This window comes from Campylobacter sp. RM16704, from assembly GCF_000816245.1.
Taxonomy (GTDB): Bacteria; Campylobacterota; Campylobacteria; order Campylobacterales; family Campylobacteraceae; genus Campylobacter_D.
Window position 1 is genome coordinate 783,541 of the sequence record NZ_CP007769.1, and the last position, 15,639, is coordinate 799,179.

A 15,639-nucleotide genomic window follows, 5' to 3' on the forward strand; every position below is an offset into this window, starting at 1 on the left:
TTATAATAAGGTTTAAAAAATGAAAAAATTAATTTTGGTTTTTTTACTATGTTTAAGCATTCTTAATGCCGGTATTGTTATAGCTCCTGATTCTTTGCCAGTAGAAGTTAAAAATTTTATAAAGGAACATTTTAAAGCAGATATTGGCTTAGTTGAGCAAGATGGTTATTCTTATGAAATATACCTAAGTGATGGAAGTGAACTTGAATTTTCACTTTCAGGAGAGTTTAAAGAAGCTGAGAATTTTAAAGCTTTAAATTTTTCTATATTACCTTTAGCTATACAAAATACCATAAAAAGTACTTACCCAAATGCTTCCATAGTTGAAATAGAAAGAAAAATTTCATACTATAAAATAAAACTTAATAATCAAATAAAACTTTATATTGATAATAACGGAACAATATTAAGGCAAAAATACGATGATTGAGCTTATTTTACTAAGCTCAAATAAGAAAGTTTTGAATTTTTTTTCCAAAAAGGTTTTAATTCTTTAAAATCTATGAAAATTTCTACAACACCAGTAGAATAAGGTGCTATTTCATAAGGCTCCCATATAAAGACTAACCCATCTTTCCTAACTTCAAAAATTTCAGTCATTTTTAAATCTTTAGTATCAAATAATTCATTTTCATTGTAAAGACTAAAAAGTTTATCTTTTATAAGTTTTTTAAAATCCTCATTTTCTAATTTTAATTCCATTTTTAAATTAATCAAAGTCATATTTATAATATCATATGTCTTTCTTTCATAATTCATCATTCCATGGGCACCACCTTTATATTCATAAATATTTTTTCCTAAAGATATAATCTTATCATCTTGATAAAAAACATAAGCTTGTGCTAAAAAATCATTATTAACAATTTCTTCTTTTTTCCATTTATCTTTGTTTTCTTTTGCTATTTGAATTAACGAAGCTTCGTTTAAATTTTCATTAAAATCATCAATGATTTTTTCTAAATTTTTATTTTTACTGGAGTATTTTAATAAATCTGCACTATAATCAAAATCTATAGTTTTATTATCTTCACTAAGTTGTTTTTGATCTTTTAAAGATAATTTATATATTTTAAATCCTGAAAGTTTTTTTTCAAAAGTATATTCTTCTTTTTTATTTCCAATTTTACATAAAGCTTCAGTTTTATTATTTTTTACATCTTTTAAAGCACATGCACCAAAATCGTTAATATCAATAAAATATTCATTTTTATTAGCACTACCCCAAAAACTATGTTGTTTTTGTTTAGTTTGTATATAGCCATAACTTGTATTACTTTTTGCTGAACTATATAATTGAATATCAAATTCCTTTCCTTGTAAAAAACTAACATCAAAAGTATTTTTTTCATATGCGTATAAACTTACATACAAACTTAACCCAAAAGCTATTTTTTTAAACATTTTCTCCCTCTTCTACTCTTATAATTAAACTTTTTGGAAGTTTAAAAAAATCAATCCATTCTTTTTCTTTTTCTCGCATTTGTCCTTGATCTACCTCATGATCATAACCTTGCAAATGAAGCATTGCGTGAATAAAAAGCAAAGATATTTCATCTTCATTACTATGTTTAAATTGTATTGCATTTTTACTAACTTCATCTAAATTAATCACGATACAGCCAAGTAAATTTTCACAGTTTTCCAAAAGTGGAAAAGATAAAACATCTGTTGTTTTATCTATGCCTCTTTGGCTTAGATTAATTCCATGCATAGTTTTTTCATCCACCAAAACAAGCTCTATGTTTTTATCACTCATATTTTTGGCAATTTTTTCAAGAAAAGAAATGTCAATTTCTTCTTCACAAAAAATCATTATTATCCTTTTAAAATTATAATTTCAAATTATATCAAAATTAAGGAAAAGTATATGAAAAAAGCTCTTTGTATTATAAGTGGTGGTATGGATAGTACTCTTTGTGCATATTTAGCCAAAAACGAAGGATATGAAGTTATCGCCTTGCATTTTGATTATAATCAACGCACTATGAATAAAGAAAGAGAATGCTTTAATAAAATTTGTAAAGAATTAAATATAACAGCAAAATATATTCTAGACGTATCTTTTATAGCTAATATCGGTGGAAATTCTTTAACAGATCTAAGTTTAGAAATACCAAAAAATAAACTCCATGAAAAAGAAATTCCAAATACCTATGTTCCATTTAGAAATGGAATTTTTTTATCTATTGCTGGTGCTATTGCAGAAAAAGAAAAATGCGAGTGTATTTTTATAGGTGTAGTTGAAGAAGATAGTAGTGGATATCCTGATTGTACTCAAGATTTCATACAAAAGGCAAATGATTTTATAAATGAAGGAACAAGTAAAAATTGCAAAATACAAATAAAAACTCCATTGGTTCATCTTAACAAAAGTCAAATAGTAAGTTTAGCTATAAAAGAAAAAGTAGCTTTAAAATACACTTGGTCCTGCTATGAAAACGAGGAAAAAGCTTGTGGAAAATGCGATAGTTGTTTATTAAGACTTAGAGGATTTAAAGAAGCAGGTTATAAAGATGAAATAACTTATATGTGATTTAGTATATTTATTTACTTTTATTTAATAATATTTATTACTAGAAAAATTTTAAAATATAGGGGAAAATATGAAGAAAATTTTATTAAGTTCGATTATAGTTGGTTCTTTAGTGAGCATTAATGTTTTTGCAAAAGAATTTAATTTAGATAAAGCACATTCTAATGTCGCATTTAAAATTAAACATCTACAAATTAGTAATGTGAATGGAAATTTTAGAGATTATGATGCTATGATTGATTTTGATAGTAGTAATTTTAAATTTAATAAACTCCAAGCAAATGTAAAAGTTGCTTCTATAAATACCGAAAACAAAGCTAGGGACACACATTTACAACAAGATGATTTTTTTAATGCAAAAACTCATCCAAATATCACTTTTACCATGAGTAAATATGAAAAAATTTCTAACGAAAAAGGTAAAATGTATGGTTTGTTAAATATTGCTGGTATAAGCAAAGATATTATTTTAGATACTGAAATTGGTGGCATAATTAAAACAGACAACGGTAAAGAAAAAGCAGGGTTTACTCTACAGGGTCAAATCAAAAGAAGTGATTTTAATTTTGCACCAAAAACTTCTACTTTAACAATTGGTGATGAAATACAAATTAATATCGAAGCTGAAATAAATGAAAAATAATTTCTTACAAGCATAAAATATGCTTGTAAGAAATATAAAAAATTATTTACCTATCCAACCTTCTTCTTTCCATACTTTTTGAGCTTCTTTGCTTTGAATAAAATGTATAAATTCGGTTACTTTTGGATTGTTCATACCTTTTTTTGTTGGAACTATTTCGCTAGCTCTATAAATGATGGAATTTTTATCTGCTTTGATAAATTTATTCTCTTTTTCTCCAACTGCTTTAATCCAGTGGGTCCATATAATTAATACATCAATATTATGATTGTTTTTCCACTCATCTACGGCAGCTTTTGAATTCTTAGCATAAACTACAATGTTTTTTCTTAATTTTTCTAAATTTTCGATTTTTCCTGTTTTTAAAGCCATATCTTCATATAAACCAACCTGCCCTGCCCCATCAACAACCATTACTTTAACATTATTTTTTAAAATATCTTCAAATTTTTTAATTTTTTTAGGATTATTAGCTCTTACTATCATACCAGATCCTCTAGCATTTAAAACTTGAACATCTTCTATTTTAATTTGGCTTGGTAACATTTTAATAAAGTCATCCATCATTGATGAATTGCCAGAAAAAATTATATCAGCATCTATTTTAGCTTGTTTTATCCATTTAGGAGTTGGACCTGCATTAACAATGACTTTTTCTCCACTTTTTACTTCAAATTGTTTAGCAAGTTCTTTTAAAACAGGTGCTGGACCACCAGGACCATAAACTAAAATTTCAGCATTTATAGTAGCTGCTGTAAATACACTCAATAATAAAATTTTTTTCATAAATTAACCTTTAAATAAAATTTAACATAAAAATATAGCCTTTTATAGTTAATAAAAATTATTTTTAAATATTTTTAATCAAATAAACCAATTTCTTTTTTATTAGGTAAAAAATAAGCAAGAAAATCCTCTTGATTTTCTTTTATAAGACAATATGTAAAATCAATATTTTTTTTAAACTCACTTAAAGTTGAGTACGGAAAATCGCAAAATAAAGAATTTTTTAATGCGGTTTTAAAACCTTTTATATTTTGGAGTTTTTGTGCTATAAATTCATAATCTTCATCATTTTCTACTAGCAAAACTACCCTAGAACTACTACCAAAGATACAAATTTCATTTTTTGAATCCAAAAAAAATGTTTTAAAAAGTTCTAATTTTTTTTCATTAAAATTAAAAGATAGTTTTTTACTTTCAATAAAATCAATAAAACTTGCAAAAATATCTGCATAAAAAAAAGCAAATTTTAAATCTTTAAAATATAAATTTTTGCAAAGAATACTAGTATAAAATAAAGATTTAACACCTAATAGTTCATAATAACATTTTTTTAAAACACAATAAGTTGGTTTTAATTTTAGAATAAATTTTTCATCACTAGAACAAAAAAAAGTTTTTTCTTTGGCATTTTTCAAAAGCTCAAAATCAATTAAAATGTTAGAACTTAATATTTTAAAATTAAATGCATTTGCAAATTTTAATTCTATGTTGGAACAATATAAAAATTCACAAGATTTTTCTTCGCATAAAAATCTAAAAAGTCTGAAAATAGCTTCTTCTAAATCAAGAACTTGAAGATAAAATACATCTTTATCTATAAATTTTATTTTTTTTTGACTTACTATCACATATGCTCCAAATTTTACAGCATAATCTGCTTGTTCTTGGTTTTTAGCAAAAAAAACACTTGCTGGTTTAATTTTATTTAAGTCTACACTAAAATCATATACACTAGAAGTTGCTCCATAATTTAAAACTATAGCATTAACAAGTTCGATAAAATTAGAAATATTCATTTAACCTATCAAAGCTCCATTTTCAATAAAACCTTGAGGAGTAATTAAAACTAATTTTCCATCTTTTTCAGCACTTAATATCATTCCTTGACTTTCATACCCAAAAATTTTAGCTTTTTTTAAATTAGTTATTACACAAACTTGTTTTCCTATTAATTCGTTTGCACTATAAAATTTAGCAATACCTGAAAGCACTTGTCTTAGTTCTCCATTTTCTAGTTCAAGTTGAAATTTTAAAAGTTTTTCACTTCCTTCTATGTTTTTACATTCTTTTACTAAAGCTACTTTAATTTCAATTTTTTTAAAATCTTCAATTTTAATTTGAGCTAAGCTTGGAGTTTCAATCTTTTCTTCTTTTTTTGCTTCTTGAGTTAATTCTACTTTTGGAAATAAAGCTTCACATGGGCTTGATTTTAAATTACATAATTGATTATTTAAAATCAAATTTTGATAATTTTCATTTGAAATTTCAAAATCCAAAGCTTTAGCAATTTTTAAAGCTGTTTTTGGCATAGCAGCTGAAAGTAAAATTGTAACTTTTGCTAAAATATTGGCACATAAAGCAACTAAGGCATTTGCTTTTTGCAACTCGTTATTTTTGATTAAATTCCAAGGCTCGTATTTACTAATACTTAAATTCGCTAAGGCTAAAGCTTTAAAAAGTTCTTCCAAATAACGATTTGGTTGGATATTTTCTAAGGCATTAATTGCGTTATCTAAATATTCTTTACACTCACTAATTTCATTTTCAAAATATTTTTTAACATCTTCAATTTCGATAATATTTTGAGAATATTTTGTACTCATACCAATGATTCTATTTAGTAAATTCCCAAGTTCATTGCCTAATTCTGCATTAATTCTTGCAACTAATGCTTTTTGCGAAAAATCTCCATCATTGCCAAACGGAACTTCTCTAAGTAAAAAATATCTAAAAGTTTCTAAACCAAAAGTATTAGCTATTTCTCTAGGAGATACTACATTGCCTTTAGATTTACTCATTTTTTCACCATCTTTTGTCCACCAACCATGAGCAGCAACAAATCTAGGCAAAGGAAGCTCTAAGCTCATTAAGAATGCTGGCCAATATACTGCGTGAAAACGCAATATATCTTTACCAACAAAATGAATATGAGCTGGCCAAAAATTCATATTTTTTTCATCAAGTCCATAACCCAAAGCACTTATATAATTCATCAAAGCATCAAGCCAAACATAAATAACATGTTTATCATCATTTAATTCTTTTGGAAGTTTTATCCCCCATTCAAAACTTGTTCTTGTAATTGATAAGTCTTTTAAACCACTTTCTACAAAATTAATAAGCTCGTTAGCTTTATTTTTAGGTAAAATAGGCTTTTGCTCTTTATACCATTTAAGAATTTGATCTTGATATTTAGAAAGCTTGAAAAAATAACTTTCTTCCTTTAAAAGCTGTGTTGTTTTGCCACAATCTGGACAATGACACTCATTCACAAGTTGAGTTTGAGTAAAATAACTCTCACAAGAAACACAATAAAAGCCTTCATAAGTTCCTTTATAAATATCACCCTTATCAAACATTTTTTTAAATGCTTTTTGAACGCTTAATTTGTGATTTTCATCCGTAGTTCTAATGAAATAATCATAAGAAATTTCAAATTCATCCCAAAGTTTTTTAAATTTAGAACTAATTTCATCTGCATATTTTTTAGGGGTAAAATTTCTAGCACTAGCAGCTTGCTCTATCTTTTGACCATGTTCATCTGTACCTGTTAAGAAAAAAGTCTTATGTCCTTGTAGACGATAAAATCTCGCTAGAGTATCTGCAATGATTGTAGTATAGGCATGACCAATATGTGCCACATCATTTACATAATATATTGGAGTAGTAATATAACGCATTTTCAACCTTTATTAAAAATCAAATCCACCTTCTTTACCTTTAGACATACTTTTATAAACTGCTTCAATATACTCTTTTCTTAAAGAGCACTCAAAAACCATAGAACAAGGTAAACAAGATTTTAAGTTTTTATCGTTTTGGCAAGCTTGAAGTTCATTTTTTTTAACTTCTAAAGCCAGCTCAAATTCATCTTTAACTTCAGCCATTAAAGCCCTTTGTAAGCTTGTTTTAGTTTTTCAATTTCATATTTTGAACCCAAAAAGCATGGCGTACTTGCATGGATTTTTTCAAATTCTAAATCAAGTAAAGAATCATTTTCTCCATTAGTAGAAAATCCTCCTGCTTTTTCAAAAATAAAAGCAAAAGGAAACACCTCAAAATATGCTCTTAACTTTCCATTTGGTGCATCGCTTGTTGCAGGATACGAAAATAATCCTCCACCTTTAAGTAAAATTTGGTGTAAATCACTCACCATGGCACCAGAATATCTCAAACGATAACCCTCATCAAACAAGGATTTTATAAAAGCTCTATGGTTGTTTGACCAATTTTTTTGTGTCCCACCACTTGCGTTTAATTTGCCTTTTTCATTTAGTTTTAAATCTTTAACAAAAACAAATTCGTCATCTTCATTTAGTCTATAAAGTTTAGGAATATCTATACAAATTATTAATTCTAATCGCACACCATAAATAACATAGACAGCAGCTTTTAAATTTTTTGCACTTGCTTTTTGTTCATAGATGGCAAAAATAGAGCCTATAGCAAAATTAACATCCACCAAAGAAGATCCATCTAGTGGATCATATGCAACAATGTATTTTTCATTTTCATTGATTAGTAACTGCTCTTGTTTTTCTTCACTAATTAAACTTTTTATACTTTTATTTTGTTTTAAAATTCTAGTAATAATTTCATCACTTTTTACATCAAGCTTTAACTGTTTATCTCCAGTTGCATTTTGAGAACTTGTATAATCAAAATCCGTTAAATATCTAAGCTCATATGAAATTTCAATCACTGCTTTTTGTATATCATTGATAATTTCTTGCATATTTTACTCCTATACTTTTTTTGAATTTTTTAATATAAAATTACAAATACTTTCTAAATCATCCAAATGAATCCAAGTTAGTTTTTTATAAAAAATTTTTTCATAACTTGCTATAGCATCAGAATAAGTAAAATATGTTTCATCAATTTCTTTACAAAATACACTAATTCTAGGTATATCCAAAGTTTTTAATCCTTCTATAAATAAAAAATCAAAATCTCCTAGTTTAGAAATTGCTTCATCTAAACTACTTGGAGAATGGGTAAATAAAGTTGTTCTTGTAGGACTTAATACCATTACATCAGCACCACTTTGAAAAAATTTAAAACTATCTTTTTTAGCTATATCAAAACTAGCTTTATCCTTTGGATCATGCTTTATAATACAAACTTTATAGTTTTGTTCCATAAAATATTTAGCAACTTGAGTAATCAAAGTAGTTTTACCTGAATTAGAAGGTCCACTAAAAGCCATTGCTAATCTTTTCACTATGCTTTCCTTAAAATAAGAAAATATATATAATTATATCTTTTTAAAAGTTAAAAGCTTATAATTATAAAAAAATTAGGATAAAACAATGAAAAAATTTATAATTATTATTTTTTTAGCATTTGTATTGAATGCATGTGTTTATAAAAATCAAGAACAAAGCATTGTAAATTTAAAAAGCCAAACTCTAATGTATGCACAAAAAATCAATTTTAATTATAAAGATAATAGAATAGTAGCTTTATTAAGTTATCTTAATCCAGTATTAGATGAAAAAAGCCAAAAAGAAGTTTTTGTGCTTAGTTTTTTACCAAGTATAAACATTAAACAAGATCAAATTTCAGTATTAATAGATGGAAAAGCAACAATAATAATGCCTTTAAATAAAAATGATAAATTGTTTAAATACATACTTAAGAGTGATTATGCAAACTATTACAAAATCACCCTAAATGAAATAATCCAAAAACCTATTTTGCAATTAAATTTATGTTTTGAGAGTCAGTGTTTTGAATCAAAGTTTCAAAAAATTTCGAAATCGGTGTATTATCGTTCAGAAGATGCAAATATACAACATAATTAGCCAAAACTTTTTTACCATAAGTTCTACTTTCAGCATAGGGAACAAGCTCCATTGATAAAAATGGTTCATATTTTCCTGCTCTGAACATATCTTCTCTTTTAAGCATTCTTGTAGTAAAACCTATACCTCCATTATATGCATAAGCCACAAAAACTGGAGAATTAAGTTTAGATTCTAAATAATCTAAATGATGATTAGCAAAAGCGTAAGCTGTTTTTGGATCAAAAAGCATGTCTTGATCAAAATTTGGGATTTGTAGTTCTTTGTTACCTATATGATTTGCTAAAAATGGAATAAATTGCATAATACCCAAAGCATAAGAGGTAGAAATAGCAGTTGGTATAAAACGACTTTCTTGTCTAGCTAGTGCTAAAATCATAGCTTGTCTTTGGATTGCATAATCTTTTAAAAAATCATAATAAGGCATTACAAAATAATGTTTTTTAAATCCTTCTGCTCTTTCTTTAATATAAGCATAAATAGCTATATTTTCTTTAGTATAAAATTCTTTAGCAAGTTTTTCTAATTCACTCGGTGAGCTTTTTGTTATTTGCTTAGCAAGTTTTTGCCAAGCAAAAGGATCTTGCATATCAAAATCATTTTTTTGTTTTTTTGGTTTTAATTTTTCTATTTTAGGTATAGGTAAACCTTTTAATTCTCTTGCATACAGACTATAAATATTTAAAGAACTGCTTTGTGCAAGCTCATCAAGAATTTTTTTATCTTGAGTGATTAAATATATCCAAAAATTCGCATTATCTACTAAAGATTTACTTTTAAAAGTATCTCTTGCAATTTGAAAAAATTCCAATGCCTTTTTGTCATTATTTTCTAAAATAGCATTTACGCCTAAATAAAAAGCATTATCTTGAAAGCTTAAATTTGCATCCACATTGACTAAAGATTTTCTGATTAATGGATTTTTCCTTTTAATTACAAGCTCTTTTACAAAACCTGTAAAATCTTTTTCTTTAGCTAGTTCATTTACAAAATCTTTTTCTAAGAAAAGATCTTTTTTATCTTTCAAGAAATTATATACTTTATAAAAATTTACACTATCATAATTTAATACCACATAGCTTAGCGGGTCTTTTGCATCAAAAGCATCTAAAAGTTTTATCAAATTAACATTATCTTGTGGAATAGCTTTTTTTATTTCATTACGAACAGAAGTGTTTAAATCTTGTATAAAAGTTAAACTATTTAATCTTATAAATTGACAAGTAGTGTTAGCATCTAAGATATTTTGTGTATTAAATTTATAACATAATTCATATTCTTTATTATATCCCAAAGGTGGAACAATGGCTTCAATGGCATTCTTAATGCGTCCTGCATATCTATAAATATGCTCTTTTAATTCTTCAATTTCTTCTTTTTTAAACTTATTTTTTTCTAATAAACGATATAAATAATAATCTTTAGCTAAAGAATTTGGTTTTTGTTCTAATTCTTTATAAGAATACATTGCACAATTTGCAAATATGGCTCCACTTAAGAGCAATGTTATACTTTTTCTTAACACTTATAAACTTCCTAAAATTAAATTTGATAAAAATATTTGAATAAATTTTAAGCCTAAAATAATAATCAAAGGTGCTAAATCAATACTCCCTATAGTAGTAGGAATAAATCTTCTTACAAAAGCATAAGCAGGCTCACTTAAACGATATAAAATTTGAACTATTGGATTATATGGATCAGGTCTTACCCAAGAAATTAAAGCTGCAATAACTATAATCCATACATAAATATCAATTACTAAAGAAAAAATTTGCACCAATGACACAATCAAACTTGTTCCAACTCCCATTTTACTCCTTTATAATTTCTTTTACAAAAGGTTTGATTAAAGTATAAATTTCACTCATTTCAGGCCCATGAGTAACCCCTGTTAATACTAAACGCAAAGGCATAAAGAAATTTTTACCTTTTAAATTTGTTTTTTCCATTAAAATCTTTTTAAACTCATCATATTCTTGAGGTAAATCCAAATCTTTTAAAACTTCTTTAATCAACTTGCATTCATTTTCAAATTCATTATAATTTTTAACTGCAAAAATTGCTTGTATTTTTTCTCTTATCTCATTTAGTGTGCTAGCTTCTTGGGTATAAAATTTTGCAAGTTCAGCTACATCTTTGTCTAAGTTTAATAAAGAATTTAATTTATCATCATCAAGCATTTTTATATGCTCACGATTAATTTGCATTAAACGCTTAGTATCAAATCTCGCCGGAGATTTTGAAACTTTTTTTAAATCAAACCATTCTATAGCCTCTTCTAAAGTAAAAATCTCTTTTGGAGTTTTATTGCCTAAAAGTATTAAATAATTTGCAATAGCACTTGCTAAATAACCATTATCAAGCATCCATTTTACACTAGAATGAGCTTCTCTCTTGCTCATTTTAACACCCTCTTCATTTAAAATGATAGGCAAATGTGCATAAGTCATGCTTTTATCATAACCCAGACTTGCTCTAATATGCTCTTGCTTAGGAGTATTTGAGACATGATCTTCCCCTCTTATAATACAACTTACACCTTCTAGCATATCATCAACCGCACAAGCAAAATTATAAGTTGGAGTTTTATCCGCTCTCATAATTACAAAACTATCAATATCTTCAGGATTAAAACTAATCTCACCTTTAATATAATCAGTAAATTTCATTTGCGATTGAGGTTTTTTAAGACGGATTACAAAAGGCTTTTCGCAATTTAACACATCAATATCTGTTAATTTCTCACAAGTACCATCATATCTATAAGCTTGATTTTTACTTTTAGCTAGTTCTTTTTTATGAGCTAATTCATCCTCAGCACAAAAACAAGCAAAGGCTTTTTTCTCACTTACTAATTTTAAAGCCATTTGTCGATGAAATTTTAAATTCTCACTTTGTACGTAGTAATGTTGCCAAGTTATACCAAATTCTTTTAAAATAGCTTTTATCTCTTCTTCTTTTCCAGCTATATTTCTAGCATTATCTGTATCTTCAATACGCAAAATAAAATCTGTATTTTCTTGTTTTGCTTTGATATAATTAAACAAAGCAGCTCTTAAATTTCCAATATGCATATCTCCAGTAGGCGATGGTGCAAACCTATACATTTTAATAATCCTTTAAATTTTTCTGTCATTATACAATTAAATACTTGCTATTTCTTTTAATTTTTGTAAAGTTCACACAAAATTCACTTATTAATATTATGATTTTATCAACAAATTAATATAAAGGATTAAAAATGAAATTAAAATTAGTTCTAGTTGGTTTAGCAATAGCAAGTTGTGTTTTTGCAAAAGATATGGTTGTAGGCATTAATGCTTTACCAGCAAATTCAAAAAATTTCATACAGAAATACTTTGCAGGATCAAACATTGCTTTAGTTAAACAAGATATTGATGGTTTTGATGTTTATCTTGATAATGGAACAGAACTTGAGTTTTTTATTAATGGAGATTGGAAAGAAATTGATGCTAAATACAGACCTATTGACACTTCTTTTTTAAGTCCAAATGTTTTAACAACGATTAAAAAAATGCATCCAAATGCAAGTATAACTAAAGTTGAAAAAGAAATTCAAGGTTATAAAATTAAACTTAATAATATGATGGAAATTTACACTGACATAAATGGTAATTTTTTGGGGCAAAAAATTGATGATTAAAAAACTAGACTAAGTTTTACTTAGTCTAGTTTTTATAAGAACTTAACGCAAGCTTTTGTATATTAAAATTTGCTATTTTTTTATATGTAAAACCTTTTTTTTTTAAAAAATCAAGTAAAATTTTTTCCATCTTTTCTAAAGATTTTAAAACTTCATCTGAAATTTTAAAACTCAAAGGCTCTATACGCTTTGGCACACAAGCTAAGATTTGAGTTTTTGGAAGATCTCCCATAAGCTCCATATACTGTAAAGTTTGAAGCATTTCAACCTCATGTGCACTACCGCTCCAATTTACCTTTTTTGGCATAGCTTCATATGGAAAGAAAAATATATCTCCTACTTGAGCATCGTCTGCTTCTATACAATCAATCACAACCATTTCATCATATTCAGCAATGATATAACTAAGTTGTAATGCTAAAGTTCCACCATCAACAAAATTTATAGAGTCTTTTTCATGAGAAAAAATATAATTTTTTTCTAAAAGTTTGCAAAGATGAACACCTAAGCCTTCATCCGCAAACATAATATTTCCAATACCTAAAATTAAGAGCTTCAATGATTTTCTCTTACAAATTTATATCCGCTAAAGATAGCATCTAAAGCACCATCTTTACCTTTGACAGAATTAAATACAGCCATATAAATATGCACTGGAACGAAAATCAATACAACCCACATTAAAATTCTATGATAGGTTCTAACATCAGCTAATCCGCCTAATGCAACTTCAATAGGTCTTAAGATATTATATAAAAATCCACCCAAACCTTCATGATACACATGCATATAAAGAATCAAACCTGTCAAGATAAGTCCAAACATAACAAGATAAAAGAAAAAATAAGTTGCAAATTGTAAAGGATTATACACACCTTGCAAATGAGGATGTTTTCCTAAAAAAATGTAAAATTTAATTTGATTTATCCATAATTTTACATTAAAAATATCTTTTACACTTCTTCTCTCATTTGCACTTTTTGGATCAAAAAAGAATAAATATGTCTTAAAAAGCACACAAGCTATCATAATAAAACCAAAAATTTGATGCACCATGCGATATTTTGCTTGCATAAACAAAGTTGGCTCTGATGAAATAGAAGGAGCTTGAAATACATAAGATATATAATAACCAGTTCCCACTAAAATAACAATTGCAACAGCTCTTAACCAATGTGTAAAACGAAGACCGATACTAAATTCGTATTCAGCCTTTCTTTCTGTTGTTAAGGAATGTTTAGTATCCATGCTAAAATCCTTTCCTTATAAATTTACATTAACTTTATACTCGCTAAGATTATTACCTTTAGTATCCATAACATGCACAGCACATGCTATACAAGGATCATAAGAGTGAATAGCTCTTATTACTTCTAAAGGTTGTTTAACATCAGCTAGTTTCATACCAATAAGACATTGTTCATAGCTACCACCTACTCCATTTGCATCTTTTGGACTTGCATTCCAAGTAGAAGGAACTACTGCTTGCCAATTTTCAATCACACCATTTTTAATTCTACACCAATGACTTAATGCTCCACGAGGTGCACTACCAATAAATCTACCTTTATATTCTTTATTTTTATCAATCACATAAGTTGCACAAGTACTTTCATCTGTTTTTAAATTTTCAACTAGAGAATTAAATGCTTTTAAACCATGATCAGCAACAATTTTAGCTTCAATTGCCCTAGCACCTGTTCTACCTAGAGTACTCATTAATGCTTTAACTGGCAAATTTGTAGCTTTTAAGAAAGAATCTACAGCTTCAACTACAATCTTATTACCTTTAGCATAGTTAACTAAAATATTTGCTAATGGACCTACCTGCATTGGTAAGTTTTCGTATCTTGGAGCTTTAATCCAACTATATTTACCTTTAGTATCAAATACTTTACTATGAACCATATTACCTTTATCATCAATACTTTCACCATCAACCAAACCTGTGTAGTTTGGATTAGTTTTACCATCATAAGGATGTAATGCTTCATTATCTGCATACCAAGCTCTAGTAGCCTCTTCAGTAATTTTAGCTTCATCTACTTCTTCAACTTTACTTAAATCACCATTTTTGATAATACCACCTTCAAATAACCACTCATCACTAGAAACTTGGAATTCTCTTTCAGTATAGAAGTTATTTACTCCAACATCATTTAAAACACTTGCTTCTTTAGAGTAAGCTTTAGCTGCCATGATTAAATCTGGATAATAAGCACGATTAATAAAATCAGCTACTTCTTGGAATTTAGTCATATATTCAGCCATTCTTGAAGGATCTAAAAGATCCATAACACAAGTTACACCACCAACGGTTAAGCTTTGTGGATGAGGATTTTTAGCACCAAAAATAGCCATAGCTTGAGCTATTGTTCTTTGAATTCTCAAACATTCTAAATAATGCGAAAGAGCAATTAAATTTTGTTCAGGAGTAAAGCGATATGTCGCATGTCCATAATATGCATTAGCAAATGGTCCAAGATTGCCTTTATCTACGAAAGTTTTTAATCTTTGTTTTACTTCTAAAAGCTTATCTGCTCCTGTTGCATAAGGTATATCTGTATACTTGAATGCTTCATCACTAGCTTTTTTAACATCAGCACTTAATGCACTTACAACATCAACAAAATCAAGACCGTGTAATTGATAAAAATGAACTGGATGATCATGCATATATAAAGCTGCATTCATCAAAGTTCTAGTTAAAACTGCATTTAATGGTGGTGTAATACCTAAAGCATCTTCTACAGCAATAATACCTGCTCTATAATGTGAAAAAGTACAAACACCACAAACTCTTTGTGTTAAAAAACCGGCATCTCTTGGATCACGCCCTTTTACAATGGTTTCTAAGCCTCTCCATAAAGTTGATCCTGAATAAGCTTCTTTGACTACATTATTTTCATCAACTACCACTTCAATTCTTAAGTGTCCTTCTATTCTAGTAAGTGGATCTATAATAATTCTTTTTGACATT

At 27.2% G+C, this 15,639-nt stretch carries 19 protein-coding genes; 5 read left to right on the forward strand and 14 right to left on the reverse strand.

Annotated elements, in window-relative coordinates:
* Positions 1–19 precede the first annotated feature (19 nt).
* Complete coding sequence (locus CAQ16704_RS04085) at positions 20–430, forward strand: PepSY-like domain-containing protein (protein WP_039666994.1); 411 nt, start codon at positions 20–22, stop codon at positions 428–430.
* A 2-nt stretch (positions 431–432) separates the two neighbouring features.
* Here the strand turns inward: CAQ16704_RS04085 and CAQ16704_RS04090 are convergent, their stop codons facing one another.
* Together CAQ16704_RS04090 and ybeY are read right to left on the reverse strand one after the other, a co-directional pair.
* The gene (locus tag CAQ16704_RS04090) at positions 433–1,404 is read right to left on the reverse strand and encodes a DUF3298 and DUF4163 domain-containing protein (protein ID WP_039666995.1); all 972 of its coding nucleotides are present in this window, start codon (positions 1,402–1,404) and stop codon (positions 433–435) included.
* On the reverse strand, positions 1,397–1,816 hold the full coding sequence (ybeY, locus tag CAQ16704_RS04095; RefSeq protein WP_039666996.1) for an rRNA maturation RNase YbeY: 420 nt from the start codon (positions 1,814–1,816) through the stop codon (positions 1,397–1,399). The genes CAQ16704_RS04090 and ybeY overlap by 8 nt, the downstream gene beginning before the upstream one ends.
* Positions 1,817–1,870: 54 nt before the next feature.
* On the opposite strand from ybeY, the gene queC reads away from it, so the two are divergent.
* On the forward strand, positions 1,871–2,536 hold the full coding sequence (queC, locus tag CAQ16704_RS04100; RefSeq protein WP_039666997.1) for a 7-cyano-7-deazaguanine synthase QueC: 666 nt from the start codon (positions 1,871–1,873) through the stop codon (positions 2,534–2,536).
* A gap of 70 nt (positions 2,537–2,606) precedes the next feature.
* A complete protein-coding gene (locus tag CAQ16704_RS04105) occupies positions 2,607–3,179 on the forward strand; it encodes a YceI family protein (RefSeq protein WP_039666998.1) in 573 nt (190 codons plus the stop codon).
* A 42-nt stretch (positions 3,180–3,221) separates the two neighbouring features.
* On the opposite strand, the gene CAQ16704_RS04110 is transcribed toward CAQ16704_RS04105, so the two are convergent.
* The 6 genes from CAQ16704_RS04110 to mobB form a co-directional block, all read right to left on the reverse strand.
* Entirely contained in the window at positions 3,222–3,965 is a 744-nt protein-coding gene (locus CAQ16704_RS04110; RefSeq protein ID WP_039666999.1) for a major antigenic peptide PEB2, read from the reverse strand.
* Positions 3,966–4,039: 74 nt separating this feature from the next.
* A complete protein-coding gene (locus CAQ16704_RS04115; RefSeq protein WP_039667000.1) occupies positions 4,040–4,981 on the reverse strand; it encodes a hypothetical protein in 942 nt (313 codons plus the stop codon).
* A complete protein-coding gene (gene metG, locus CAQ16704_RS04120; RefSeq protein WP_039667001.1) occupies positions 4,982–6,865 on the reverse strand; it encodes a methionine--tRNA ligase in 1,884 nt (627 codons plus the stop codon).
* Between the two features lie 12 nt (positions 6,866–6,877).
* On the reverse strand, positions 6,878–7,072 hold the full coding sequence (locus CAQ16704_RS04125) for a hypothetical protein (RefSeq protein ID WP_039667002.1): 195 nt from the start codon (positions 7,070–7,072) through the stop codon (positions 6,878–6,880).
* The gene (locus tag CAQ16704_RS08225) at positions 7,072–7,920 is read right to left on the reverse strand and encodes a class 1 fructose-bisphosphatase (protein WP_039667003.1); all 849 of its coding nucleotides are present in this window, start codon (positions 7,918–7,920) and stop codon (positions 7,072–7,074) included. The genes CAQ16704_RS04125 and CAQ16704_RS08225 overlap by 1 nt, the downstream gene beginning before the upstream one ends.
* A 9-nt stretch (positions 7,921–7,929) precedes the next feature.
* Positions 7,930–8,409, reverse strand: coding sequence for a molybdopterin-guanine dinucleotide biosynthesis protein B (gene mobB, locus CAQ16704_RS08230; RefSeq protein ID WP_039667004.1), 480 nt, complete (start codon positions 8,407–8,409; stop codon positions 7,930–7,932).
* 88 nt (positions 8,410–8,497) lie between these two features.
* Between mobB and CAQ16704_RS04140 the strand changes: the two genes are divergently transcribed.
* Positions 8,498–8,992 carry a hypothetical protein gene (locus tag CAQ16704_RS04140; protein ID WP_039667005.1) on the forward strand — a complete coding sequence of 165 codons (495 nt, stop codon included), beginning with the start codon at positions 8,498–8,500 and terminating at the stop codon, positions 8,990–8,992.
* Here CAQ16704_RS04140 and CAQ16704_RS04145 read toward each other — a convergent pair.
* From CAQ16704_RS04145 to gltX, 3 genes are read right to left on the reverse strand one after another with little or no spacing between them, the layout of a single operon-like run.
* Positions 8,880–10,460, reverse strand: a complete 1,581-nt coding sequence (locus tag CAQ16704_RS04145; protein WP_052245054.1) for a soluble lytic murein transglycosylase — start codon at positions 10,458–10,460, stop codon at positions 8,880–8,882. The genes CAQ16704_RS04140 and CAQ16704_RS04145 overlap by 113 nt on opposite strands.
* 57 nt (positions 10,461–10,517) lie before the next feature.
* On the reverse strand, positions 10,518–10,805 hold the full coding sequence (locus tag CAQ16704_RS04150) for a YggT family protein (protein ID WP_039667007.1): 288 nt from the start codon (positions 10,803–10,805) through the stop codon (positions 10,518–10,520).
* A gap of 1 nt (position 10,806) precedes the next feature.
* Positions 10,807–12,102, reverse strand: a complete 1,296-nt coding sequence (gltX, locus tag CAQ16704_RS04155; protein ID WP_039667008.1) for a glutamate--tRNA ligase — start codon at positions 12,100–12,102, stop codon at positions 10,807–10,809.
* 134 nt (positions 12,103–12,236) lie between these two features.
* Here gltX and CAQ16704_RS04160 point away from each other — a divergent pair, with 134 nt between their 5' ends.
* Complete coding sequence (locus CAQ16704_RS04160; RefSeq protein ID WP_039667009.1) at positions 12,237–12,659, forward strand: PepSY-like domain-containing protein; 423 nt, start codon at positions 12,237–12,239, stop codon at positions 12,657–12,659.
* A gap of 25 nt (positions 12,660–12,684) precedes the next feature.
* Here CAQ16704_RS04160 and CAQ16704_RS04165 read toward each other — a convergent pair whose 3' ends face one another.
* From CAQ16704_RS04165 to CAQ16704_RS04175, 3 genes are read right to left on the reverse strand one after another with little or no spacing between them, the layout of a single operon-like run.
* A complete protein-coding gene (locus tag CAQ16704_RS04165) occupies positions 12,685–13,218 on the reverse strand; it encodes a [NiFe] hydrogenase maturation protease HydD (protein ID WP_039667010.1) in 534 nt (177 codons plus the stop codon).
* Complete coding sequence (cybH, locus tag CAQ16704_RS04170) at positions 13,215–13,907, reverse strand: Ni/Fe-hydrogenase, b-type cytochrome subunit (RefSeq protein ID WP_039667011.1); 693 nt, start codon at positions 13,905–13,907, stop codon at positions 13,215–13,217. The genes CAQ16704_RS04165 and cybH overlap by 4 nt, the downstream gene beginning before the upstream one ends.
* Before the next feature lie 15 nt (positions 13,908–13,922).
* Positions 13,923–15,638, reverse strand: a complete 1,716-nt coding sequence (locus CAQ16704_RS04175; RefSeq protein WP_039667012.1) for a nickel-dependent hydrogenase large subunit — start codon at positions 15,636–15,638, stop codon at positions 13,923–13,925.
* Position 15,639: the final 1 nt, after the last annotated feature.